The sequence below is a fragment of the Paraburkholderia domus genome (genome assembly GCF_905220705.1).
Classification (GTDB): Bacteria; Pseudomonadota; Gammaproteobacteria; order Burkholderiales; family Burkholderiaceae; genus Paraburkholderia; species Paraburkholderia domus.
Window position 1 is genome coordinate 539128 of the sequence record NZ_CAJNAT010000002.1, and the last position, 23406, is coordinate 562533.

General features: G+C 61.6%; 25 protein-coding genes. 2 read left to right on the forward strand and 23 right to left on the reverse strand.

The genetic code is table 11. The annotated features are described in order from the left end of the window. Window positions 1-333: 333 nt before the first annotated feature. The 20 genes from KHO31_RS07535 to KHO31_RS07625 form a co-directional block, all read right to left on the reverse strand. Window positions 334-525: a hypothetical protein gene (locus tag KHO31_RS07535; RefSeq protein WP_201108435.1), complete on the reverse strand. Its 192-nt coding sequence runs from the start codon at window positions 523-525 to the stop codon at window positions 334-336. A 393-nt stretch (window positions 526-918) separates the two neighbouring features. Beyond that, the gene (gene hypB, locus KHO31_RS39820; protein ID WP_321207581.1) at window positions 919-1974 is read right to left on the reverse strand and encodes a hydrogenase nickel incorporation protein HypB; all 1056 of its coding nucleotides are present in this window, start codon (window positions 1972-1974) and stop codon (window positions 919-921) included. A 41-nt stretch (window positions 1975-2015) separates the two neighbouring features. Next, window positions 2016-2345 carry a hydrogenase maturation nickel metallochaperone HypA gene (gene hypA, locus KHO31_RS07545; protein WP_201084141.1) on the reverse strand — a complete coding sequence of 110 codons (330 nt, stop codon included), beginning with the start codon at window positions 2343-2345 and terminating at the stop codon, window positions 2016-2018. Window positions 2346-2363: 18 nt separating this feature from the next. Then, window positions 2364-3455 carry a hydrogenase expression/formation protein HypE gene (hypE, locus tag KHO31_RS07550; protein ID WP_201108434.1) on the reverse strand — a complete coding sequence of 364 codons (1092 nt, stop codon included), beginning with the start codon at window positions 3453-3455 and terminating at the stop codon, window positions 2364-2366. Next, window positions 3452-4702, reverse strand: a complete 1251-nt coding sequence (gene hypD, locus KHO31_RS07555; RefSeq protein ID WP_201142047.1) for a hydrogenase formation protein HypD — start codon at window positions 4700-4702, stop codon at window positions 3452-3454. Before hypD ends, hypE begins: the two co-directional genes overlap by 4 nt. Then, the gene (locus KHO31_RS07560) at window positions 4699-5415 is read right to left on the reverse strand and encodes a D-sedoheptulose-7-phosphate isomerase (RefSeq protein ID WP_201084138.1); all 717 of its coding nucleotides are present in this window, start codon (window positions 5413-5415) and stop codon (window positions 4699-4701) included. The genes hypD and KHO31_RS07560 overlap by 4 nt, the downstream gene beginning before the upstream one ends. A 30-nt stretch (window positions 5416-5445) precedes the next feature. Next, complete coding sequence (locus KHO31_RS07565; protein ID WP_201084137.1) at window positions 5446-5751, reverse strand: HypC/HybG/HupF family hydrogenase formation chaperone; 306 nt, start codon at window positions 5749-5751, stop codon at window positions 5446-5448. 73 nt (window positions 5752-5824) lie between these two features. Further along, the gene (gene hypF / locus KHO31_RS07570) at window positions 5825-8236 is read right to left on the reverse strand and encodes a carbamoyltransferase HypF (RefSeq protein ID WP_201142045.1); all 2412 of its coding nucleotides are present in this window, start codon (window positions 8234-8236) and stop codon (window positions 5825-5827) included. A 25-nt stretch (window positions 8237-8261) separates the two neighbouring features. Beyond that, window positions 8262-8363 carry a DUF6893 family small protein gene (locus KHO31_RS39970; RefSeq protein WP_407945925.1) on the reverse strand — a complete coding sequence of 34 codons (102 nt, stop codon included), beginning with the start codon at window positions 8361-8363 and terminating at the stop codon, window positions 8262-8264. 134 nt (window positions 8364-8497) lie between these two features. Beyond that, window positions 8498-9049 (reverse strand): hydrogenase maturation protease, encoded by a 552-nt coding sequence (locus KHO31_RS07575; RefSeq protein WP_201108432.1) that lies wholly within the window; start codon window positions 9047-9049, stop codon window positions 8498-8500. Next, window positions 9046-10476, reverse strand: a complete 1431-nt coding sequence (locus KHO31_RS07580; RefSeq protein WP_201142043.1) for a hypothetical protein — start codon at window positions 10474-10476, stop codon at window positions 9046-9048. The genes KHO31_RS07575 and KHO31_RS07580 overlap by 4 nt, the downstream gene beginning before the upstream one ends. Next, window positions 10473-11120, reverse strand: coding sequence for a DUF6084 family protein (locus tag KHO31_RS07585; RefSeq protein ID WP_201086241.1), 648 nt, complete (start codon window positions 11118-11120; stop codon window positions 10473-10475). The genes KHO31_RS07580 and KHO31_RS07585 overlap by 4 nt, the downstream gene beginning before the upstream one ends. Next, on the reverse strand, window positions 11113-11748 hold the full coding sequence (locus tag KHO31_RS07590; protein ID WP_201084132.1) for a DUF5947 family protein: 636 nt from the start codon (window positions 11746-11748) through the stop codon (window positions 11113-11115). Before KHO31_RS07590 ends, KHO31_RS07585 begins: the two co-directional genes overlap by 8 nt. Beyond that, window positions 11745-12359: a NifU family protein gene (locus tag KHO31_RS07595; protein WP_201086242.1), complete on the reverse strand. Its 615-nt coding sequence runs from the start codon at window positions 12357-12359 to the stop codon at window positions 11745-11747. Before KHO31_RS07595 ends, KHO31_RS07590 begins: the two co-directional genes overlap by 4 nt. Next, a complete protein-coding gene (locus KHO31_RS07600) occupies window positions 12356-14170 on the reverse strand; it encodes a nickel-dependent hydrogenase large subunit (protein WP_201084130.1) in 1815 nt (604 codons plus the stop codon). The genes KHO31_RS07595 and KHO31_RS07600 overlap by 4 nt, the downstream gene beginning before the upstream one ends. Window positions 14171-14218: 48 nt before the next feature. Further along, on the reverse strand, window positions 14219-15277 hold the full coding sequence (locus tag KHO31_RS07605; protein ID WP_201084129.1) for an NADH-quinone oxidoreductase subunit B family protein: 1059 nt from the start codon (window positions 15275-15277) through the stop codon (window positions 14219-14221). A gap of 317 nt (window positions 15278-15594) precedes the next feature. After that, the gene (locus KHO31_RS07610) at window positions 15595-16650 is read right to left on the reverse strand and encodes a HoxN/HupN/NixA family nickel/cobalt transporter (RefSeq protein ID WP_211622973.1); all 1056 of its coding nucleotides are present in this window, start codon (window positions 16648-16650) and stop codon (window positions 15595-15597) included. A 169-nt stretch (window positions 16651-16819) separates the two neighbouring features. Continuing rightward, entirely contained in the window at window positions 16820-17200 is a 381-nt protein-coding gene (locus KHO31_RS07615) for a copper resistance CopC family protein (RefSeq protein WP_211622975.1), read from the reverse strand. A 15-nt stretch (window positions 17201-17215) separates the two neighbouring features. Next, window positions 17216-18112 (reverse strand): hypothetical protein, encoded by an 897-nt coding sequence (locus KHO31_RS07620; RefSeq protein ID WP_201084126.1) that lies wholly within the window; start codon window positions 18110-18112, stop codon window positions 17216-17218. Between the two features lie 105 nt (window positions 18113-18217). Continuing rightward, window positions 18218-18652, reverse strand: coding sequence for a DUF2946 domain-containing protein (locus KHO31_RS07625; protein ID WP_236556209.1), 435 nt, complete (start codon window positions 18650-18652; stop codon window positions 18218-18220). Window positions 18653-18851: 199 nt separating this feature from the next. Between KHO31_RS07625 and KHO31_RS07630 the strand changes: the two genes are divergently transcribed. Next, window positions 18852-20198 carry a TAXI family TRAP transporter solute-binding subunit gene (locus KHO31_RS07630; protein WP_201084125.1) on the forward strand — a complete coding sequence of 449 codons (1347 nt, stop codon included), beginning with the start codon at window positions 18852-18854 and terminating at the stop codon, window positions 20196-20198. Window positions 20199-20216: 18 nt separating this feature from the next. Here KHO31_RS07630 and KHO31_RS07635 read toward each other — a convergent pair whose 3' ends face one another. Beyond that, entirely contained in the window at window positions 20217-20918 is a 702-nt protein-coding gene (locus KHO31_RS07635; RefSeq protein WP_201086245.1) for a ProQ/FinO family protein, read from the reverse strand. Between the two features lie 54 nt (window positions 20919-20972). Between KHO31_RS07635 and KHO31_RS07640 the strand changes: the two genes are divergently transcribed. After that, window positions 20973-21152, forward strand: a complete 180-nt coding sequence (locus tag KHO31_RS07640; protein WP_201084123.1) for a hypothetical protein — start codon at window positions 20973-20975, stop codon at window positions 21150-21152. Between the two features lie 54 nt (window positions 21153-21206). Here KHO31_RS07640 and KHO31_RS07645 read toward each other — a convergent pair whose 3' ends face one another. Both KHO31_RS07645 and KHO31_RS07650 read right to left on the reverse strand, forming a co-directional pair. Next, window positions 21207-22571 (reverse strand): ATP-binding protein, encoded by a 1365-nt coding sequence (locus tag KHO31_RS07645; protein WP_201084122.1) that lies wholly within the window; start codon window positions 22569-22571, stop codon window positions 21207-21209. Continuing rightward, a complete protein-coding gene (locus KHO31_RS07650) occupies window positions 22571-23230 on the reverse strand; it encodes a response regulator (RefSeq protein WP_211622977.1) in 660 nt (219 codons plus the stop codon). The genes KHO31_RS07645 and KHO31_RS07650 overlap by 1 nt, the downstream gene beginning before the upstream one ends. Window positions 23231-23406 lie beyond the last annotated feature (176 nt).

Here is a 23406-nt window from a genome sequence, read left to right on the forward strand (position 1 = left end):
GGCTTTTTTGCCTTTCCTTGATTTGTTAGTGGTCTATTAGCGTCGCCCCTGTGCGGGGCAGGCACCTACTTTTCTTTGCATGCCGCAAAGAAAAGTAGGCAAAAGAAAGCGGCTCAAACCGCTAATTCTTAAGTGGATCCCCTGGCTTGGAGGGGATAGTGGTGCATCTGGAATCCGTGCCCTCGCACATTCGGCGCAAGTGACAAAGCCATCATACTTCCGGTGGCGCTACGCGCGCCGAAGAGTACTTCATAAAACCATCCACTGCGTCTTGCCTCTCCTATTTTTCTCAGCACCACCACTCGCCGTTGCATCGCCGACGTCACTCTAGCCTCAACCGCTGTAGCAGCACCAACAGCGACTGTGGCTGTGGCTGTGGCTGTGGCTACGATCGCGGTTGCGGTTGCGGTTGCGGTTGCGGTTGCGGTTGCGGTTGCGGTTGCGGTTGCGGTTGCGGTTGCGGTTGCGGTTGCGGTTGCGGTTGCGGTTGCGGCAAATCGAATTTTCATTCGAAGCGGGGTTCACCCATCAGTGCAGAAACGCCCACACCGAGGCAAAGCCGAGGGTCCCACCATACACGAACGAAGCCCCTGGTTTCCCAGGCAGACCCATCCGCGACGCACGTAGTGCGGAGTGGGAGCTGACGAGCCCTTTGTCACTAACGCTGAAGGTGCGAGAACACGGATTCCAGATGCACCACTATCCCCTCCAAGCCAGGGGACCCGCTTAAGAATTAGCGGTTTGAGCCGCTTTCTTTTGCCTACTTTTCTTTGCGGCATGCAAAGAAAAGTAGGTGCCTGCCCCGCACAGGGGCGACGCTAATAGACCACTAACAAATCAAGGAAAGGCAAAAAAGCCAGATCAAGGAAAGGCCAACACCGTAGGCATACCAACATAAGCGCCGCGCAGGCATATAAATCAAAACCCCAACCGCGTCACACGAATCCACTCATACCATGCCTCCATCCCCTCTCCGCTCTGCGCCGACACCTGCAAAATCTCAATCTGCGGATTGACCCTCCTTGCATAATCAACGCACCGCGCAACATCAAACCGCAAATACGGCAACAGATCTATCTTATTCAGCAACAACAACGAACAAGCCCGAAACATATGCGGATACTTGATTGGCTTATCCTCACCTTCCGTGACGGAAAGAATCAAAACCTTAGCCCCTTCACCAAGATCGAACAACGCAGGACACACGAGGTTGCCTACATTCTCAATCACCACAACCGAATGCATCGGCGGATCGAGTTGCGTCAGAGCACGTGAAGCCATCTCCGCATCCAGATGACAGCCCGTGCCAGTGTTGACCTGAACGACACGCGCGCCAGTAGCGCGAATCCGTTCGGCGTCGTTAAGCGTCGCCTGGTCGCCTTCAATCACCGCAAGCGGCAACGTCGCACCGAGATCGTGGATCGTGCGCTCAAGCAGCGTCGTCTTGCCCGCACCCGGCGAACTCATCAGGTTCAGCGCGAAAATAGAGCGGCCCGCCAGCCAGCCGCGATTGCGTTCGGCCAGCAATTGATTCTTCGCCAGAATGTCACGCTCCAACGTAATCGAAGTGACACGTTCGCTCTCGTGGTTATGCGAGTGATCTTGTGCATGGGCATGATCGTGCAAGTGGTCGCCGTCATGTGAATGCTCATGCGGATGCGAATGCGCAAGAACACCGTCGTGCGAATGGTCATACGCCGGATCACCATCAGGTAAATGCTCATGAGGGTGCGGATGCGGGTGGCCATGCGAACGGGCATGCTCGTCCGAATGCAGTGATTCGTGCGAATGTGACTGGCCGTGCGCATGCGAATGGCTGTACGGATGCCGGAGTCCATGGCCCTGCTCATATTCGCTCACTCGCCGATATGCCGGTTCACGTGCTCCGGGTGCAGCGTGATCCTGCGCGGCTTGCGATTGAGATTGTGATTGCGTTTCCGCCTGCGCCGCCTCCTCCGCGTCCAGATCGGTCACCGCCACGCCCTGCGTATTCGAGCATCCGCATGTCGTACACATCACACCACCTCCATCTGCCGGATCTTCAACTGCTGCCCTGAAATCAGTTCGAGATTTTCGCTCCCGCATTCGCACTGGCCAAACGGCACATCGATCTCAAGTGTCTCACCACACGCAAGGCAGCGTGCCTGCCCGGGAATTTCGATGATCTCCAGGGTCGCGCCCTCCACCGCCGTATCCTTCGCGCAGACATCGAAGCAAAACCGGATGGCGTCCGGCATCACCGCCGACAATTGCCCAATCTCCAGCGTCACACTTCGCACGCGAGCGCCCTTGGCCTGTTCCGCGCATATCTCGACGACGCTGTTGGCAATACTCAACTCATGCATGGCGCGTTCCTCCATCGGTCAGCAGATGCGCGGCAGTTGCTCGCCCACCAGCATGTCGACGATACGCTGCCCGCCGAACACGGTCTGCATGACGACAAGACCAGCCGCGCCCGCTTCGCCCATTTCCACCGTGCCGATTGCTGCCGCCTCACGTCCCGCCGGATGCGCGCGCATGGCAGTCAGTACCCGCTCCGCAGCAGCGGCGGGCACGACGGCTACGAGCTTGCCTTCGTTCGCCAGATACAGCGGATCGAGGCCGAGGATCTCGCACGCGCCCTTGACCTGCTCGCGCAACGGCAGGTCCGCTTCACGCAACCGTATCGTCACGTTCGAACTCTGTGCGAACTCGTTCAACACGGTCGCGACGCCACCGCGGGTCGCATCGCGCAAACAATGAATCTGCGGACACGCGTCGAGCATTGCCGCGATCAGGCTATTGAGCGGACAGCAGTCACTTTCAACGTCGGCTTCCAGTGCGAGTTGCTGGCGCGCGACCAGAATCGCCGCGCCGTGATCGCCGAGATAGCCGTTGACAATCACGATGTCGCCAGGACGCGCGTTGCGTGCCGAAATCGACACGTCGCGGCGCACCACGCCGATGCCGGCGGTGTTGATGAAAAGTTTGTCCGCACAGCCGCGCTCGACCACTTTCGTGTCGCCCGTCACGATTGCGACGCCCGCTTCGAGCGCGACCCGTTGCATGCTCGCGGCGACGCGTCGCAAGATATCGACAGCGAGGCCTTCCTCGATCACCACCGCGCACGAAAGATATAAAGGCGTCGCGCCGCATACGGCCAGATCGTTGACCGTGCCCGCTACCGCCAACGTGCCGATATCGCCGCCCGGAAAGAACAGTGGATCGACGACGTAGCTGTCGGTCGTAAAGGCCAGCCGGTCACCACGTGTGGCGAGATCGGCGAGCGCGAATACGGCCTGATCTTCCAGCGCTGCGAGCGTGGGATTGTCGAAGGTCGAAACGAAGACGTCTTCAATCAGATCGCGCATCGCGCGGCCGCCGCTGCCGTGCGCCAGATTGACGGACACGTCGCGTACGCGGGCGACGCGGCGAGGTGCCGCGGGCTGCAGAGGATCGGACGCCCGGTCGTTCATGAACGGCCCCGCGTAGTGGATGCACAGGCTGCATCGGCTACAACGGCCGCGCCGCTGGCACCCAGGCATACCGGCGCCAACGCATCGGGTGATTTCACGTTCTGCCGCGCAATACGCCGCTCATCGATCCGCGACGTATCGATGCGTCCATAGTTGTAGTAAGCCGCACACGCGCCTTCGCTCGACACCATCAGAGAGCCGAGCGGCGACTCCGGCGTGCAGGCGGTGCCGAACACCTTGCATTGATGTGGCTTGATCACCCCCTTGAGCACCTCGCCGCATTGGCATGCTTTCGGGTCGGCGATCTTCAGGTTCGGCACATCGAACTTGCGCTCCGCGTCGAACGCGGCGAACGCCTCACGGACCCTGACACCCGAGTGATCGATCGAACCCAATCCGCGCCATTCGAAGAATTCACGCGTCTCGAACACGCGCATCACCGCGGACAAGGCCTGCGCATTGCCGTCCTCAGTCACGACGCGGCCATACTGGTTCTCCACTTCGCAGCGCCCGTCTGCAATCTGCCGCAATACCATCCACATCGATTGCAATACGTCGAGTGGCTCGAATCCCGCCACCGTAATCGGCTTGCGATAGTGCCGTGCGATGAAATCATAGGGTCGTGTGCCGATCACCATGCTGACGTGTCCCGGACCGAGAAAGCCGTCGAGATGCAAGTCGGGGGAATCGAGAATCGCCTTGATAGTCGGGATGATCGTGATGTGATTACAGAACAGCGAGAAATTGTGGACCTTTTTCGCGTGCGCCTGCAGGACCGTCATCGCGGTGCTGGGCATGGTCGTCTCAAAGCCGAGTCCGAAGAAGATCACCTCCCGGTCAGGATTCAGTTGCGCGAGCTTCAATGCGTCGAGCGGTGAATAGACCATGCGCACATCGGCGCCATCGGCTTTCGCTTTCAGCAGGCTCTTTTTCGAACCCGGTACACGCATCGCGTCGCCGAAGGTCGTGAAGATCACTTCCGGACGCTCGGCCAACGCGACACAATCATCGACGCGGCCCATCGGCAGCACGCACACCGGGCAACCTGGGCCGTGCACGAACTCCACCGTGTCGGGCAGCAATTGCTGAATGCCGTAGCGGAAAATCGTATGGGTATGACCGCCACACACTTCCATGATTTGCAGCGGCCGCTGTTTGGCGCGTTCGATGCGGGACACCAGCGCGCGGATTTCCTTCTCCAGCGTTTTCGCTTTGTGCGGGTCGCGAAACTCATCGACGTATTTCATGGCGCGCCTCCGTCGGGCGAGCTTGCCAGTCCAGCCGGACCGGCGAGGCCGCCGCGGTCGTCGGCAAGCAGCGTATGCACGAGGTCCCACAGAATGTGATAAATCGCGACGTGGGTCTCCTGCACGCGATGAATGCTGTCGCTTCTCACCACGAGGCAATGATCGACAGCGGCGCTGGTCGCCATGCGTCCACCATCGTGGCCTGACAGGCCGATGGTCAGCAGGCCCATCTCTTTCGCCTTCGTAAAGGCAGTCAGCAGGTTTTCGGAATTTCCGCTGGTCGACACCCCGATCAGCGCATCGCCACGCCGGCCTTGCGCCACCAGTTGCCGCACGAAAATATGACTGAAGCCGACATCGTTGCCGACCGCCGTCAACATCGCCACGTCGGCCACCAGATTGATCGCGGTGAGTGCCGGCCGGCCCGTGGTCACCGGATGCAGAAACTCGACGGCAATATGTGCGGCATCGCAACTCGAACCGCCATTGCCCATCGTGAAGAGCCGGCCGTCGCGGCGGTACATCTCGGCTAGCGCATGGGCGACCCGCACTACCGCCGGACCGTTTTCGTCGAAGAAACGTCGTTTCGTGTCGACGCTGTCGTAGGCTTTCAGACGTACTGAATCGAGCAGCGCAGCGTCGAGCTTGTCTGCGTCCTGGTGAGCGCCGTGCAGGAACGGATACAACGCCTGCAGCGATTCATGTTCGGGCATGGCGGTCTCCGTTGGCTTCTGGTCGCTCGTTCATGGCGCACTGCGCAGTTCATCGCGCAGCCCATCCATATCAGCCATGTCGTCCATCTCGCCCTGCGCGACGCCCAGTTCTTGCAATAACGCGAGCGTGCGCGCGGCTTCCTGCTCGTCGAGCCGGCTCATCGCGAAGCCCACGTGCACCAGGACCCATTCGCCGACGCACGCGCTCGCCGGTCGTCCCTCGTCGATTATGAAGGCGATGTTGATCACGCGCCGCACACCGCCGACGTTCACGAGTGCGAGATCGTTCGCCGCATCGGTCACTTCGACAATCTGTCCTGGGATGCCCAAACACATGGTGTTCTCCCCTTAACCCGCTTTTGCGCCGCGATTTCTGTACTGCGACTTCCTCACCACCTTCACACCGCGTTCAAATGCCGTTGCATTGCTGCGCCGCCGCGACGACCGCCTGGCCTAGCGACAAACCGCCGTCGTTGGCCGGTACCTGCCGATGCGTCAGCACACGAAAACCCGCCGCACCAAGCCGCCCAGCAACCTGTTCGAACAGAATGCGATTCTGAAAAACACCACCGGACAACGCGACACTCCGCGCATCAACTGATCCTGTCAGCAGGTCGGCCAGACATTCGACCATCCGCACGATCGCGATGGCCAGCCCCTTGTGAAACCGCGCCGCGACGACCGGCACGGACGTGCCGCGCAACACGTCGCCGAGCAAGGCCTCCCACATCGGCCGAGGCTCGATGCAACGCAAACCGTCCGGCATGATGCTGACGATTTCGAACGGATACGCGTGGGCGTCGCTGTCGTCTCGCAACGCCTGCCAATCAACCAGCGCCTCCAGTTCGATGGCGGCCTGCCCTTCGTAAAGCACGCGCTCCCGGCACACGCCAAGCGTGGCCGCCACGGCATCGAACAAGCGGCCCACGGAGCTTGCCAGCGGACTATTGACGCGCTGCGCGATCATCTTATCGAGCGCGGCGCGCGGCCGGCTGCTCAGGAACTGCTGGACGTCGAGCCCGGCGTATTGGCGCGTAAAGCCGCGCCAATCGAATGCCGCCATCAGATGCGCGTAAGCGCTGCGCCACGGTTCGTCGATGGCGCGGGTGCCACCGGGCATCGCAACCGGTTTGAATGTGCCGAGGCGCGTGAAGCCGCGATAGTCCGCCAGCATGAATTCACCGCCCCACAGCGTGCCGTCATCGCCGAAACCAAGACCGTCGAGCGCGATACCGAGCATCGGCAGCGCATCGAACGCAACACCATTTTCGGCCATGCACGCGGCAAGATGCGCGTGATGATGCTGCACCTCGACCACCGGAGCCTGCCACGTTTGCGCGAGGTCGTAGCCGATTTTGCGCGACAGATACTCGGGATGAAAGTCGACCGCTATCGCCTGCGGCTCATGCTCGAACAGTCGCAGATACTGCGCCACCGAGCGGCGATAGTCCGCATACGTCAGCGCGTCTTCCAGATCGCCGAGATGGTGCGAGACGATCGCCCGAGCGTCGCGCGTGAGGCAGAATGTATTCTTGAGCTCGCCACCCATTGCCAGCACCGCCGGCGTCTCGGCGAAACCCTCCGGCAACAGCAACGGCGCCGGCGCATAGCCTCGTGCGCGCCGCAACACGCGCGGTTCGCCCTGCACCACGCGAGCCACGGAATCGTCGACGCGGCGTGCGATGTCGCGATCGTGCATCAGGAAAACATCGGCGATGCGGCCAAGACGCGCGCGGGCATCCGCGTTGTCGATGCACGGCGGCTCGTCGCTGGTATTGCCGCTTGTCACGACGAGCGCTGAATCGATCGACTCCATCAGCAAGCGGTGCAGCGGCGTAGACGGCAGCATGAAACCGAGCGTGCCTACACCCGGCGCAACGCTTGGCGCGACACACTCCGCTCCGTCGGCACGCAGGATGACGATCGGTCCGGCTGCGCTATGCAGCAGAGCGAGTTCTGTCTCGTCCGGCGTGCAATAGCGGCGTACCGCCTGCAGATCGCGCGCCATCAGCGCGAACGGTTTGCGCTCCCGCCGTTTCAACCGACGCAAACGCGCAACCGCGACTTCATCGCCAGCGTCGCAGGCGAGCTGAAAGCCACCCAGCCCTTTGATCGCGACGATCGAACCGTGCCGCAGCAGCAGGCTTGCCGCGCGACAGGGATCGTCACGATCGGCACGCGCGCCATGCCGGTCTTCCAGCCAGACACGCGGGCCGCATACCGGACACGCGACCGGTTGCGCGTGAAAGCGCCGGTCGGCGGGATTTTCATATTCTGTGCGGCATGCGTCGCACATGTCGAACGTGGCCATGGTCGTATTGGCGCGATCGTAGGGAATGGCCTGAACGATCGACAGACGTGGGCCGCAATGCGTGCAGTTCGTAAACGGATAGCGGTAACGTCGGTTCGCCGGGTCGGCGATCTCCGCCGCACAGTCCGCGCAGATCACTGCGTCAGGCGTGACACCCGTCTGTACATGGCCGCTCACGCTCGGCACGATGCGGAAATCGCTGGCCTCGGCCGCTTCGCTCATTTGATGCCGTTCGATGGCGTCGATTCGCGCGAGCGGCGGACACTCGGTGCTCAGGCTTTCGATGAAACGTTGCAGCGTCCACGCATCGCCCCACGCATGAATCAGCACACCGTCGCTATCGTTGCGCACGTCACCGACCACGCCGCACGCATGCGCAAGCCGCCAGACGGTCGGCCGGAAGCCGACGCCTTGCACCAGTCCGCGTACACGAATTTCCTCGCCGACCGGGCCGGGGATCGCCGAACGTGGAGGCGAAGACTGTCCTGCAGGCTGTGCGTGCGTGCTCATGGCAAACTCCCTCGCTGCTTACCGCCTACATGTTGCGGATACGGATGTAGCGCTTGATGTCCTTCAAATTCGCCATCACGCCGACTATCAACGCCGGCAACAAGAGGTACTTCAGAAAACCTTTCATGACGCCTCCCACTTCCGTTATCTCACTCCGTATCCGTGACGGCCTGCCGCCTGGATGCCCAGTTGCTCAACCGTTGCTGAGCCGTTCGAACGGTGCATGCGAAATGCAACTCAGCCACCTGCCCGTCCGGCCTCTCAAGCCGCACGTGCGGACAAGCGCTCCATCCTCGCCATCACCAGCTTCACGGCCAGTTCAACCGCCTGCTCGACCGCCGCGGCCACCGCGCCGCTCAAACCCATCCTTCCTTCTTCGCCATTCTCGAACCCGAAGTCATGCGGCTCGCAACCGAGCACAACGATATCCTCGCAACCGCCGCCCAACATCCGCACCGTTTGCAGCACTTTGGCCGGATCCATCTCATGCGGCGACATCAGGATCGGCACCGCATACGGATCGCCGGGTTCATCGCCAGCGGAGTCTTCCATTGACGGCTCGATCACATACAACGTGCCCGGCGCACCGCCGCGCTGCGTCGTGTCGATCAGAATCGCGCTGTCCACGCCATCGAGCAGCGCATAGCAAAGGTCGATGCCGCGAATGCCGAAGTCCGCAACGCTCACGTCGTCGGCGAACGCCGGCAACTCACCGGCCGCAAGTTTCTCCCGCAGACGGCGCACCACTTCGACGCCGAAGCCGTCGTCACCGAGAAACACGTTGCCGATGCCCGCCACCAGAATCGTGCTCACGCATGGCCTCCTTTACGACTGGACAGACCGGATCGGCTGGTCCCATTGACCAGCGGCTCGATCTCGTCCGGGCCGAAGAAGAAGCGATGGCCGGGCATGCGCTGCATGCCGAAATCTTTGCCAGGGTCGTCGTCGACTGTGACGGCAACGTGCACGTGATCGTCGAAGTCGCGCTCGATCGATTCGATCGTGGCAACCATCCCGCTCAACGCGATATCGAAGATGTCCGCACGACCGCGTGGGTGCAAGCGCACCTGATCGCCGATCCGAATTTCGACGCCCGCCACCCGCACGCAAGCGAGATGGGGCCGTGCGTCGAGTTCCGCCCATGGCGACACCGGCATGGCACGCTCATCCAGCGGCGAAAATGCGCCGACACTGGCTACGTCGAGCGCGCGCACCTGGCGCAAGGTGCCATGCAGCTTCTCCATCTGCTCGGCGCCGAGACTTTCGGTACGTGCAAGCAAGGCCCGCGCACGCTCGTCCGTGGCGATCATTTCGCGCTTCTCGTCGTCGGTCATGGTGAGAATGCGCAGCGTGAGGATTTCGTCGATCTCCGTAGAGTCGAATAGATCGCCGGCGCTTTCGGGCGCGATCTGCGGGAAGTCGTAAAGAATGATCGGCGACGCGAGCATCGTGTCGGGCTGTTGTTCGTCGCCCACCAGGACAGGCCACACGCCGATATTGCGGCTCGCGGCAACCGCCGCCGCCAGTTCGGCAGGCGGATCGATCGACGAGATCCACGTGCCGCCCTCGACGGTCAGCACCGTATGACAGGACACCAGCGCGTACAGCGAAGCGGCATCGCGCTTCAGGCCGCGGGCATTGTCGAGCGGCGTCTCGTTGACGATACGCACCTTCAAGCGATAAACCCCGGCCGCCACGCTAGCCGCGCTCAATTCGACGTGACCTTGCAGCGAAGCGCGGGTACGGCGCAATCCGCCACGCAGCGTGCCTTGCTTGTCGGCGAGCGGTTCGAGTTCGCTGGCCGCATCGAACGAAAACGCAATCTGCAGCGGTGCGTCAAGCAATTCGCCGACGACCAGGACGGGCACGGCAATGTGCCGCTCGGCCGCTTCCTGCCAAGGCGTGTAGCGCCGCTCGTCGATATCGAGCACGGGCACGGTCCGCCAGGCCGGCTCCCCTGACTCCGGGCGCGCGGCGGAACCCTCCGACACATCCAGCACCATTCGCTCGATCACCTGCAGAAAACCAGGCCGCACGGCCACGCGGGTGCGCTTGTCGCCGCGCAGCAGGCACTCGGTCTGCGTCACCCACGGGTCGCTGCCGGATGCCTCGGCATAGGCGCGCGGATACACGCCGCCGAAGGTCCAGCGTTGCCGGTTCTTTACCGAGGTCGGCCGGTACGGATACAGCATGTAGCCTTCGTACAGCACCGCCTGAACCACACTCTCGACCGCGTTCACGATATGTCCTCCTCGACGCCATCGAGCAGGCTCGTCACCGCCTGCTCCCAGCTCGTGAGCCCCCGTCTGCTTTTGTAACGCGAGAGGCGATCGAACACTTCCCGGTGCAAGCACAGCCAGGTGCCGTTCGGGTAGTAGCGGATCATCATGTCTCGCCATAGCGTCACGGGTAACCGGTACGCCGCTTCCTTGTGCCAGGGAATCGGCGCGGCCTGCAAGGCGCCGTCGGCTTCGCGATAGAACACCGTGCCGCTGAACTGCAGCATCAACGGAATTTCGCCTTCTTCAAGGCCGTGAAAAAATTTGGTTGCGGCGACATTGAAATCGTAGCTGCACGGCACCGGCAGATCGAGCGTGCATTCGCCGGTGAACGGTGGCGTGATCGCCGTCGTATGCGTCCATAGCAGCGTGCGCAGCGTTTCTCCCCAGCGCGGCGGAGCGCCGAACAGGTCCTCGAGTCCGTATTGCTCGGCGGGCGCATAGCGGCGCTTCGTCGCTTCGATCTGGATCTGACATTGCAACGTGATGCTGGCAATCTCTTCCTGCACCGGCGTATTGACGATACGCAGCCGGAATGTCAGCAGCGGCGCTGCAGCGAACGGCACGACTTCCGCCGACTCGACAGTGAACCCGAGATCAGGCATGGAGCAAACCCTCCGGCACCCGGCCATGGCGCTTCAACGCGGCGAAGAAGCGATGAATCGAATCCCACGCCTCCCGCCCGCCGGACAGTCCGCGCCAACGTGCGCGGATCACGCCGGTCAGCGCGTAACACTGGTCAATCGGCACGCGGTAATACTCGCGCGCGCCTTCGCTGCGATTGACCAGCAGCGCTTCGACGTCGGGTTGCAGTTGCGCGAGTAATGGATTCTCGGCGACGAGTTCGTCCCACGCTTGCAACGCCAGTAGCGATTGCGTGCCACCGGCCGGTCCGGGATACAAGGCCACGACACGCTGCGCCGCGCTGTCATGAAAGAAGAAAGCGATATCGATTGGAATCGCCAATGCATCCCATTGAGCGTCGCTCATGCGGAAACCGGCGAGATAATGCGCATCGCGCGGCACCGGACGATAGCGCGCATTTTGCTGACTGCCGAACAGCAGCGCGCACGCACGGCAACAGCAGAAGAGCTGCCGTTTGGCAGTTTCGAACAAATGGGGATGATCCGGAAGAAGCGGCAGGCCGCACAACTCGCACTGCATGTCGTCGGCTTTACGGACGAAATGGCGCAACCGCGCGACCCAGCCGCGTGTCTGGGCGGCCGGTGTCATTGCGCGCCGGCCTCGGTCCGGCTTGCTACCTCGTTTGCTACCTCACTTGCCACCTCGTTTGCTGCATCGCTTGGTGCCTCGGTGCGATGCGGCACGAAGCGCAGTTCATGCACATTGACGTCCGGCAGACCTGCAATCTCGACACGCATTGCTTCGGGCGCCGCTTCGAAGATCGAGCGTTCGATTTCCTGCTGCAATTCACCGACCGAGTTGTGCTTGCCCTGCAGGCGGCCGGCCACGCGCACACGCACGGCTTCTTCCGCGGCGTCGAGCAGTTCGATCTGGATGCCCTGTGCGCCCAGCAGCGGCCGCATCTTCTCCACTGCACGCGACACGCGCGTCGGCAGATCCTGTGGATGCAGGCCGTGTAAAAGCAGCAACGCCGACACGCCCGCGTCGCGCTCGAATGCTTCGACCATGGCGTCGTCCAATGCGCCCGCCTCCGAAACGATCTCCATCAACCGTGCGAGCCCGTTCGTATGCAGATCGAGAACGACCTGCAGCAGTTCCTTGGCAGGCTCACGCGCGCGCGGATCGTCGAGCGCTTCCAGCGCCGCAATCAATTCGTCGATGCGGCGTTGCTGGGCGGCGACCGCGCTCTCGTGGCTCACTTGTGCGCTCCCTGCATCACGCCGAATGTCGGCGAGTGCGACGTGTCGATCGTCTTGCCATTGCCGACATACATATGCACGCCACACGGCAGACACGGGTCGAAGCTACGCACCGCGCGCATGATGTCAATGCCCTTGAACTTGTCCGGCCCGTTTTCTTCGAAGATCGGCGTGTTCTGCACCGCGTCCTCATAGGGTCCAGGCGTGCCGTAGATATCGCGTGGATTGGCGTTCCACGGCGTAGGCGGATACGGGTGATAGTTGGCGATCTTGCCGTCGCGGATCACGAGGTGATGCGAGAGCACGCCACGCACCGCTTCATGGAACCCGCAGCCAATGCCCTCTTCCGGCACTGTGAAATCGCTGAACGTGCGGGTGCGTCCGGCGTGCAGTTCGGCCAGCGCCTGCTCGGCAAAGTACAACGCCGCAGCCGCTGAATACGCCTGAAAATACGTGCGTGCCCGATCGCGTTCGATCGCATTGCTCCACTTCGGAATCTTCCATTCGAATTCGACTTCGGGCTTGAGCGCGGTCTTCGGCAGATAGATCTTCACGCTCTGACCGGTCGCCTTGATGTAGCCGATATCGACCAGACCCGCCAACGCCGTCGCCCACAAGCGTGCGATCGGTCCACCGCCGGTATCGAGCGCGAGATGATCGCCCGTACGTTTGTCGAGCCAGCGCGGCGACATCACCCACGTGTAGTTGCCGTCGAATTTACGCTTCTGCGGACGCGGCAGCGTGGTCTGGTTCCACGGATGCTTGCGGTCTACCGGATTGCCGAGCGGATCGTTCTTGACGAAAGTCTCTTCGTGGTCCCAGTCGTCGTAATAGGAACTGCCCAGCAGGATGCGGATGTTCAGGTTGATATCGACGAGATCGGTCGTCACCAGTTCGCCGTCCACCACCACGCCGGGTGTGACGAACATGCCGCGGCCCCACTGGGTCATCGTGTTGTAGTTGTAGTCGCACACGTTCGGGTCCTGGAACGAACCCCAGCAACCGAGCAGAATACGGCGGCGTCCGACTTCCTCGTAACCCGGTAGCGCGTCATAGAAGAAGTCGAACAGATCGTCATGCAGCGGCACAACCTTCTTCATGAATTCGACGTACTTCATCAGACGCGTGATGTAATCGGTGAACAGCTGAATGGTCGGCACCGTACCCACACCGCCTGGATAGAGCGTCGACGGATGCACGTGGCGCCCTTCCATCAGGCAGAACATCTCGCGCGTATAACGGCTGACCATCAAGGTCTCGCGATAGAACTCACCGGTGAACGGATTGAGCGCGGTCATGATGTCCGCGATGGTTTTATAGCCGTGCTTGTCCGCATTCGGCGCGGGCGTTTTCTGCGCCTTGTCCCATACGCCGGGATTGGTCTCCTTGACCATCCTTTCGCAGAAATCCACCCCCACCAGGTTGTCCTGAAAGATGTTGTGGTCGAACATGTATTCGGCCGCTTCGCCCAGATTAACGATCCATTCCGCAATCGCCGGCGGTTTCACGCCGTATGCCATGTTCTGCGCGTAGACCGAACAGGTCGCGTGATTGTCGCCGCAGATCCCGCAGATGCGGCTCGTGATGAAGTGCGCGTCGCGCGGGTCTTTGCCCTTCATGAAAATGCTGTAGCCACGAAAGATCGACGATGTGCTGTAGCACTCCGCCACACGGCGGTTCGCAAAATCGATCTTGGTGTAAATCCCCAGACTGCCGACGATCCGCGTAATCGGATCCCAATTCATTTCGACCAGCTTGCCCGGCGCTGCCTGGGTGCTTGTGGTCGCTTCAGGTGCGGTACTCACGGCCATGACCTTCTCCCTGCTGACAAGTCGAATTCCGCCAACTACGCCGCCCGATCAGCGACGGTAGCCGGTGGTGAGTTTCGAACCGTTATGACGCCATTTCGGCTCGTCGTTGAGCGTGTTGTTGGTCAGCTTGCGCAAGCTGCGAATCAGCGGACCGTAGCTCTTGATCAGATTCGACGACAGCACCGATCCCGGTGGCTGATCCATGAACGGCATGAACTTGTCGGGAAAGCCCGGCATCGTGCAGCCGATGCAGATGCCCCCCACGTTCGGACAGCCGCCAATGCCGGCCATCCAGCCGCGTTTGGGCACATTGCATTGCACGACAGGCCCCCAGCAACCCAGCTTGACGATGCAATTCGGGCTGCCGTACTCGGTGGCGAAGATCGCCTGTTCGTAGGAGCCCGCACGATCGCAACCGTCGTGCACGGTGCGCGTGAACAGCCACTTCGGCCGCAATGCGTCGTCGAGCGGAATCATCGGCGCGAGGCCCGCCAGTTGATACAGCAGGTAGAGCAGCGTCTCCATGAAGTTGTCCGGCTGTACCGGACACCCTGGCACATTGACGATCGGCAGGCCCGCTTTCGACTTCCAGTCCCAGCCGAGATAATCGGCGAGGCCCATGCAGCCGGTCGGATTACCTTCCATCGCGTGAATGCCGCCGTAGGTCGCGCAGGTGCCCGCGCCGACTACCGCCAGCGCGCGCGGCGCGAGCCGGTCGAGCCATTGCGGAATCGTGATCGGCTCCTGGGTATCGGGGTCGGTGCCCAATGCGGCCCAATAACCCTCGCGATTGATACGCTCGTTTGGAATCGACCCTTCCATCACCAGCACGAAGTTCTCGAGTTCCCCGCGGGCGGCCTGGTGAAACGGCTTGAGAAACTCGTCGCCGTTTTCATAGGCCAGTACGGGGTTATGCAAATGCACCTTCGGCAAGCCGGGGATCGCGCCGAGAATGACGTCCTCGATGCTCGGCTGAGTCGCCGCGGTAATTGATACCGAATCGCCGTCACAGCCGAGGCCCGCGGTGATCCAGATGATGTGCACTTCCTTGAGAGCAGGCGCGTGCTGAGTCTTGCGCCCATAGGGGACGTTGTCTGCTTCTGCCATGATGTGTGTCTCCACTACGAACCACGTTCTTTTTAGGTCAGGCAAAGATACGTGGCGAGTGCCGCACGGCAGTCACGTGTCCAGCAATCGATCGGCAATAATTCCGCACAATGCGGTTAAAAGGATCGGATTTGCTGCATGTATTGTTTGAGAATGGTGCCCACCGTGATGAGCCCGAAAAACTTTTTTGAGTATAGTTCAGCGATGCGAAATACCCCAGTTTCGCAACTTGTTCACGAAACATGGGGCAGCATATTGACGCCGATCGGCGGGTCTTCTGCAATTCTCTGACAATAGCCTTTAAGGGTTCGGTTGATTCACGAACCAATCTCGAGTTCTTCGAATCGCATCCATTTGTAGACCGCGACCGACAATAACCAGCCAGCCAGAAATACGCCGATAATCGCGTAGCCGATCATGCCGAAGTTGTCGTTCAGACTGCCTACCGCCTGCCAGAATCCGCCGCTCAGATGCAGCTTGCCGGCCAGTAATCCGAGACCTTCTACGCCGCCGACAAAGAGCGCCACGAGCACCGAGATCGTCGTGATGGTGATGTTGTAATAGAGCTTGCGGACCGGCTTCACGAAAGCCCAACCATAGGCGCCTAGCATCAGGATGCTGTCGGTGGTGTCGATCAGTGTCATGCCGGCCATGAACAGCACCGGAAACACCAGAATCGACCAGATCGACATACCTTGCGCGGCGCCGGCGGCGGAGATGCCGAGCAGCCCGACTTCGGTTGCGGTATCGAAACCCAGGCCGAACAGGAAGCCGAGCGGGTACATGTGCCAGCTCTTGCTGATCAGCCGGAACAGCGGCCGGAAAATGCGGGCGAGAAAGCCGCGATCGGCGAGCAGCATGTCGAGATCTTCATCGACGTAAGGCTCGCCTCGGCGTACACGCTGAAAAGCGCGCAGTACCGAACGCAGCACGATCAGGTTCAGCAGTGCAATGGCAAACAGGAAAAAGGTCGATACCAGCGTGCCGATCAGTCCGCCGATTTCCTTCAGGCCGCTCATCTGGCTTTGCAAGGCCATGGCGGTCGCCGCAATGCCGATCGTCGCCAGCACGACGATGGTGGAGTGCCCGAGCGAGAACATCAGCCCCACGGTTACCGGGCGCTGGCCGGACTGCATCAGCTTGCGCGTGACGTTGTCGATGGTCGCGATATGATCCGCGTCCACCGCATGCCTCAGACCAAACGAGTAAGCAAGCAGGCAGGAACCCATCAGCAGCGGATAGCCGCGAAACGCCACGAAGGCCGCCACCCATGCCGCGATATTGAAACTAAGTAGTAACGCGTAGAGCCATGCGATTTCACGGCGCTGGCGGCCGCGTTGTGTCCCGAGGAGTGCCTTCACGAACTCCGTCACGTGCTCTCTCCCGGGATGCGAAGGGCTATTGGTTCGCGCGGAAAGGCGCTCAATGCCTGTTTCGGATCATAGTACTTTTCACGCCAACGCGATCCACTTCGCGGTCCTGCCAATGTCTGGCACGCTGCATCGTCGCTCACGCGATGATGCAGCGCGTCACCATGCCGGACTACTTCACGTCGAACGCGTAATCGCCATGCGTGCGATGTCCGTCGGAAGCGACCGCCACCCAATGCACGGTGTAGTGACCGGCGGTGAGTGCCGGCAGTGGCACGGCGATCGCCGCCGCTTCATGAGCGTCGACTACGGCCTTCTCCGTGTTGATCTGCTTGCCGCTCGCGTCGGTGACCGTGAGCGAACTGAAGGCCGGTTCGAGCGGTCCGTCGAAAACGATCCTGACCTGCGCGGGCGACGCCACTGTGGCGCCGGCCCCCGGCACCTGCTTCTGTGGAAACACATGCGCAAAAGCCACGCTTGCGAAAGCGAGCCCGGCAATGAGCATTGGCAATTTCGCCGCTGTACGCATCCAACCCTGTCGATCGTGATTCATCACGTGGCTCCTGTGTTACTGGAAGAAAGGTTTGCCGATCGTGGTCGGCGCGACGTCATCGAAGAAGACGTGGGCCTGCACCAGAATACCCACGTGCGAGCCGCTTGCATGGTTGATCGGAAGTTGCGCTTCGACGCCGAACTGGCCATAGCGGTTGATCCAGATGAAACCCGGATTGACCGTGCCGGTTGTCTGCCCCTGGCTTCTGGAGAGTGGAATCTCCACCAGCGGAATCACGTTCGCCAACGGTTGAGGCAGCCCGATGTCATGCACGTGCTGCTGCAGATACGGCAAGCTGTATTGCACCGTGAAGCCGTAATTGAACGCGTTCGGCTGTCCCGCGCCTGTGGTCAACGCCGGCCCGGCTTCGCCCGTGATGGCGATCGGGCGCAGATACGCAAGTGATGCGGGAAGATCGCCCAAGCCCTTGCCGGCGTAGATCGTGGGCGAGATCGTCGAGAAGTTGCTGGCAATCGCACGGCTTCCCGTGCCGCCGAGTTCAGCATTCACGCCGACCGACGTCATGAACTCGTGTTCATCGTTGACGTACAGCAGGTACTTCAACCCGACGCCGAAATTGTCGAAGCCGCGCGCCGTCGGATTGTTCTGCATCGTATAGGTGCCGTCGACGGACACCGCCAGTCTCGGCGTGATCAGTTTGTCGTATTCGAAATCGAAGGTGTTGATGCTTTGATCGCCGTTATCGCCGGGCACGCGCTGATGGCCGTATTGCAGGTTGGCTTCGTCGCCGACGCCGGGATCGTCGACAGCCATCGTCGACGGGAAGACGCGATCGCCCGCGATCGCGTGAGCGCTGGCGAGCGAAGGAGCGAATAGCAATACGCTGGCGGCAGCCGCAACGAGCGACGCCGCGCACAACGGTTTGCCGTTGCGCGTTGCTGAGGTTTGCATGGTTCATCCTGTTCATGGGTCGTGACAATGCCGGCGCGCGCCTCTACCGACGGAGATGCGGCGGCATCGCGATGCAGTCAAGACATCGCAACGGTGTGACTCGAATCAGGATGCGAACGGAGGGGCGCGCGGCTGCGCGAAAGTAAGCGGTTCAACGCGGTGAACGCTTTCGAAGCGGGTGGCGACGGTATGCTGCAGCGCGCGGACAGTGACGGAGAACAACGCCTCGACACTGGGCACCACGGGCATATGAGCAAGCAGGCTGCAATAGCCGCAGGCGTCGCCGCCGGACATTGCAGCGTGTTGGGTGTGCTTGCCGGTGGGTTCGTCCGATGCTTCGTCCTGCATGGAGGGCATCGAAGCCATGGAGTCCATTGCCGGCATGGAAGCCATCGAGGGCATCGAACAATGTTCGCCTTGCATTTCGCTTTCGCCGCCACTGCGTGCGGCGAGCGAGTGCGAGATCGTCGGGGCAAGCGTTGCCATCAGGATCGCAAACAATCCCAGCCAACTGCCGATCTTCTGATGAAAACGACTCAAGATGCGCCCGACGACACGATTGGAAGCTGTCGCGGATTATGCCATGGCCCACCGCCCATCCTGCCCGGCAAGGCGCCGGTTATGCCGGAGATTTCGCCTAATCGCCGCGGACAGTAGACAATGCCTCATCCCGCCTATCGGCACGGAGTGTCCTTGACGTTCTCCCCTAACTGAAGGCCGAGGTTTCTCGGAGACACTGATGAAAGAGCCTCGCTCGCGTCCCCCGCAGTTTCCCGGCGATCATTCGCATGCGGAGTGGCGCGATCACACCGTTCCTTACGCCATCGTGGCCGCGCTTGTCGTGCTGATGGTCACGCTGATCGTCTGGCTGGTCGATCCGGCGCCGCCGAAAACCATCACGATGAGCGCGGGCCCTCACGACAGTTCGTTCTTCGTCGCCGCCGATCAGTACAAGAAGATCCTCGCGCGCAACGGCATTACGCTGAACGTGCTGGAGTCCGATGGCTCGGTGCAGAATCTGCATCGGCTGCTGGACCCGAAGCAGCATGTCGATCTCGCGCTCGTGCAAGGCGGCGTGGCCGATGGACTCGATACATCCTCGCTGATGTCGCTCGGCAGCGTTTTTTATATTCCGGTGGTGGTGTTCTATCGCGGCACGGGCGTCGGTGAGCTTTCAGAACTGGAAGGTAAGCGGATTGCGATCGGCCGCGAAGGCAGCGGCACGCGTCTGCTCGCGCTCAAACTGCTGCAAGCCAACGGTATCGAACCGGGCGGCGACACCGTGCTGGTGCCGAGCGACGGCTTGCAGGCCGCCACACAACTCGTAGCGGGCGACGTCGACGCGGCGATCCTGAACGGCGACTCAGCCACGCGCGGCTTGATGCTGCGGCTCCTGAAAGTGCCCGGCATCTCCGTGATGGATTTCGACGAAGCCAACGCCTATACGCGCATCTTTCCCTATCTGGACGAGATCGACCTGCCGCCCGGCGTGCTGGATCTCAAGCGCAGAATTCCGCCCAACACTGTCCATCTGATCAGCCCGACGGTCGAACTCGTGGCCCGGACCAATCTGCACCCGGCCATTTCCGACTTATTGATCGAGGCCGCGCAGGAGGTGCACGGCATGCCAGGGCTATTGCAGCACGCGGGGGAATTTCCGAGTCCGGTCGCCCATGAATATCAGATCAGCGAAGACGCGCAGCGCTACTACAAGACCGGCAAGAGTTTTCTATACCGCACGCTGCCGTTCTGGCTCGCGAGCTTCGGCGACCGCACGCTCGTTCTGCTGCTGCCAATGGCGGTGCTGCTGTTTCCGGCGATGCGTCTGATCCCGGCACTGTACCGGTGGCGCGTGCGCTCGCGCATCTATCGCTATTACGGGGCGTTGATCGCGATCGAACGCGGCGCGCTCGCCGATTCGAGCGACGAGGAGCGCAAGCAGCTTTTCGCGAAACTCGATCATATCGAGGCGTCGCTTAACCGCTTGCGCATGCCACTTGCATACGCCGACGCGTTCTATGTGCTACGCGAGCACGTCGGCTTCGTGCGCGGCCGGCTGACGGCGGCGCAAGGCAGCCGCCCCTAGACGGGGCAGCGGACCGTTTTACGCTTCGGCGGTGGCCGAAGGTGCTGCCGGCGGCGTGGCCGATTCTGCTGCGGCCGGGGTATCTGTCGAGGCGGCTTGCGGCTGGCTCTCGGCGTCACCTTGCGGCGTGGCCGTTGCTTGCGCAGTTGCGTCGGCAGAAACGTCCGAAGCGACAGAAGCATTGGCGGACGCGTCAGCCGCCGAAGCCGCTGCTTTCGCCGCGCCCCTGCTCGCACGATGCGCTTGCAGACGCTGCGCGCCGGCCGATTCCTGCGCCGTGACTTTGCCTGCTTCGCCGCCCGTCAGATCGACGCGCGCGGCGCCATCGACGAGACACTTCCAGTAGCGACTGCCGCGGCACCACGTCTTGATGGCGTCGCGCAACTCGGCTTCGCTCAACGACAGTTCCTTCGCGTGAAGCACGAGGTCCTCGAAGATGCCGACTTTCAGCGGCAGTTTCGGGGCCGGATTCTTCGGGAACGCGTTCGGGAAGCGCTTTTGCAGCTTACCGATCGATTTCACCACCGGGTCCACTGGCCGTGCGTCGGCCTGGGGCTTGGCGTTGGCCGCTGGCTTGGGAGCGGGCGCGGCACGGCGCGGCGGCGACGGCTTGCGGGGAGGCTTCGCGCCGGCCTTGGCAACGGGCTTGGCCGCAGGCGCAGCTTCGGCGCGTGCCGCTGCCAGTTGCTTCTTCAATTCAGCAAGTTGTTCGAAACCCATAGCGCACAATCGATCGAGAAAGACAAGATTGTAGCAGCGAGTTGGAGTGCGCTCATGGCGCGTGGCTTTGCGATGTGCGCCGGTGGCGGTGAACGTTCTGTTGTGGTGCGATTAAATTGGCGATTTTCTGTCCCGATTTCGCGTTTTCTCGCTTTCGTGCTTCGGGTATTTCAAGCAAATTTTGCCTCGGCGGCGCTTTTTGGTTGTGCCCTTACGGTGTTGGCCTTTCCTTGATCTGGCCAACCCCATAGACACACAGACAAACAAAGCGCCCCGCAGGTAAACAATTCAACCTTTACCAGAAACAGAACCATCAACCTGACACGCCGCAAGGCCAAAAACAGAAACACACAACCCACCCCGCCCAGCGTTATTCCGCAGAGAAAGCGCCAGTTGATGCCGCGCGGCGATCCGCGACACGATCGCCAAACCAAGCCCGCTGCCCTCGCCCCGGGCTTCCTCCCCGCGATAAAACCGATCGAAAACCCGCTCGATTTCAGCCTCTGGTATTCCGCTCCCGCTATCCACCACATCAAACCCCACCCGCTCGCCAGAGCGCTTCAGAATCACATCTACGCGCCCACCTCGCGGCGTATGCCGGATCGCGTTGTTGAGCAGGTTCCCCAACAGCACACTCATGCCGTGCGGCTCAGCCAGCACCGTATAGGCATCGTAGTCCGCGCGAGCGTCTTCACATTCAAGCCCGAGATCGATCTCTTTCGTCTCCGCAAGCAGCGAAAGATCCCCCACCGCCTGCTCGCCGATCCGGCGCAAACTCACCGGCACCATCGACGTCACCGGATGCGCATCCTCACGCGCCAGCGTCAACAACTGCTGCACCAGGTGAATGATCCGGTTGACCCGTCCCTCGACACGCTCCAGCGCTTGTCCCTCTCCCTTTAACGAGCCATCGCGGGAAGCCGCCTGCAATTGCAGCTTCAGCGCGGCAAGCGGCGAGCGCAACTCATGCGCGGCATCGGCGATAAACGTGCGCTGCGCCTGCGAAGCAATGTTCAGCCGCTGCAGCAGATCGTTGAGCGCTTCCACCAGCGGTTTGATTTCGACCGGCACGGCGCCGTCCAGACGCAAAGGCTCCAACGAATCGATCGAACGGGTCGACAGCGCGCGCGTCAGCCCGCCGATCGGTGCCAGTCCCTTTGCCACCACCAGCAGCACCAGCACGATCGTCACCGGCACCAGCACGCCGAGCGGCCACAGCGTATGCAGCGCCAGTTGCAACGCGAGGTCTTCGCGCACGGAGATCGGCTGCGCAACCTGGATATAACGGTCCCGTTGTTCCAACCCAAACGTGCGCCAGTGGTACTCGCCGCGCTCGACCGTGCTGAAGCCCGCAGGCAAACGCGAGAATACCGGTGCCTGCATCGAGTGATAGACGAGCTTGCCGGACCTGTCCCAGATTTCGATCACGACCCGGTCGTCAGCCAGATCGCCCAGGTCGGGGTTGCGATGCTCGCCGTCGCCCGCACCGGACAGATTCGACGGCAACGACAGCGCCACCGTATGCAGCTCGTAGTCGAACAGTTCGCTCGCTTCTTCGCGCGCGGTGTGAAAAATGCCGAAGGCGGCCACGCCCGAGGCCGCGGCCAGCCCGAAGATCAGCCAGCCCAGCAGCCAGCGGCGAATCGACGTCATCAGCACCTCTTCAGACGGTAGCCCACACCGCGCACGGTCACCACCTGCTCGGCGCCGATCTTGCGCCGCAAGCTGTGCACGTGCACTTCAATGGTGTTGCTGCCCACCTCCTCGCCCCAGCCGTACAGCTTCTCTTCGAGCTCAGCCTTGGTGAACACGCGCGCGGGCTCTTCGATCAGCGCCTGCAGCAACGCGAACTCGCGCGGCACGAGCGGCAGCACTTCGCCGCATTTGGTGACTTCGTGCGCCGCCGGATCGAGGGTGAGCTCGCCGTGCGCATAGATAGGTTGCTTCTGGCCGGTGCGCCGCCGCAATAGCGCGCGCACTCGCGCGGCCAGCTCATCGAGGTCGAATGGTTTGATCAGATAATCGTCGGCGCCCGCATCGAGACCGCGAATCCGATCATCGACCGCGTCACGCGCGGTCAGGATGATCACCGGCGCAGCACCCCCGCTCTTGCGGTAGGCATTGAGCACGTCAATACCGTCCTTCTTCGGCAAGCCGAGATCGAGCAGCACGAGGTCGTACACGCCGTTACCCAGCGACAGTTCCGCCGCGCGGCCGTCTTCGGCCCAGTCGATCGCGTAGCCCGAGCGGCGCATCGCGCCCAACACTGTCTCCGCAATCATGTCGTCGTCTTCGACGAGTAGCAGACGCATGGCCTCTCCTCTTTCCAGTTTGCCCGCATTGTCCGGCCCGTTAGCTTAACGCTTCCTTATGTCCTCCTTAAGGGAAGCTTAGGCGACGCTGAAGGGAAGCTTATGGGACGCTTAAATTCCGGTTAAGCGTTACTTAAGCTCTCCATGAGCAGAATCGGCACCTGTTCTGCGACATC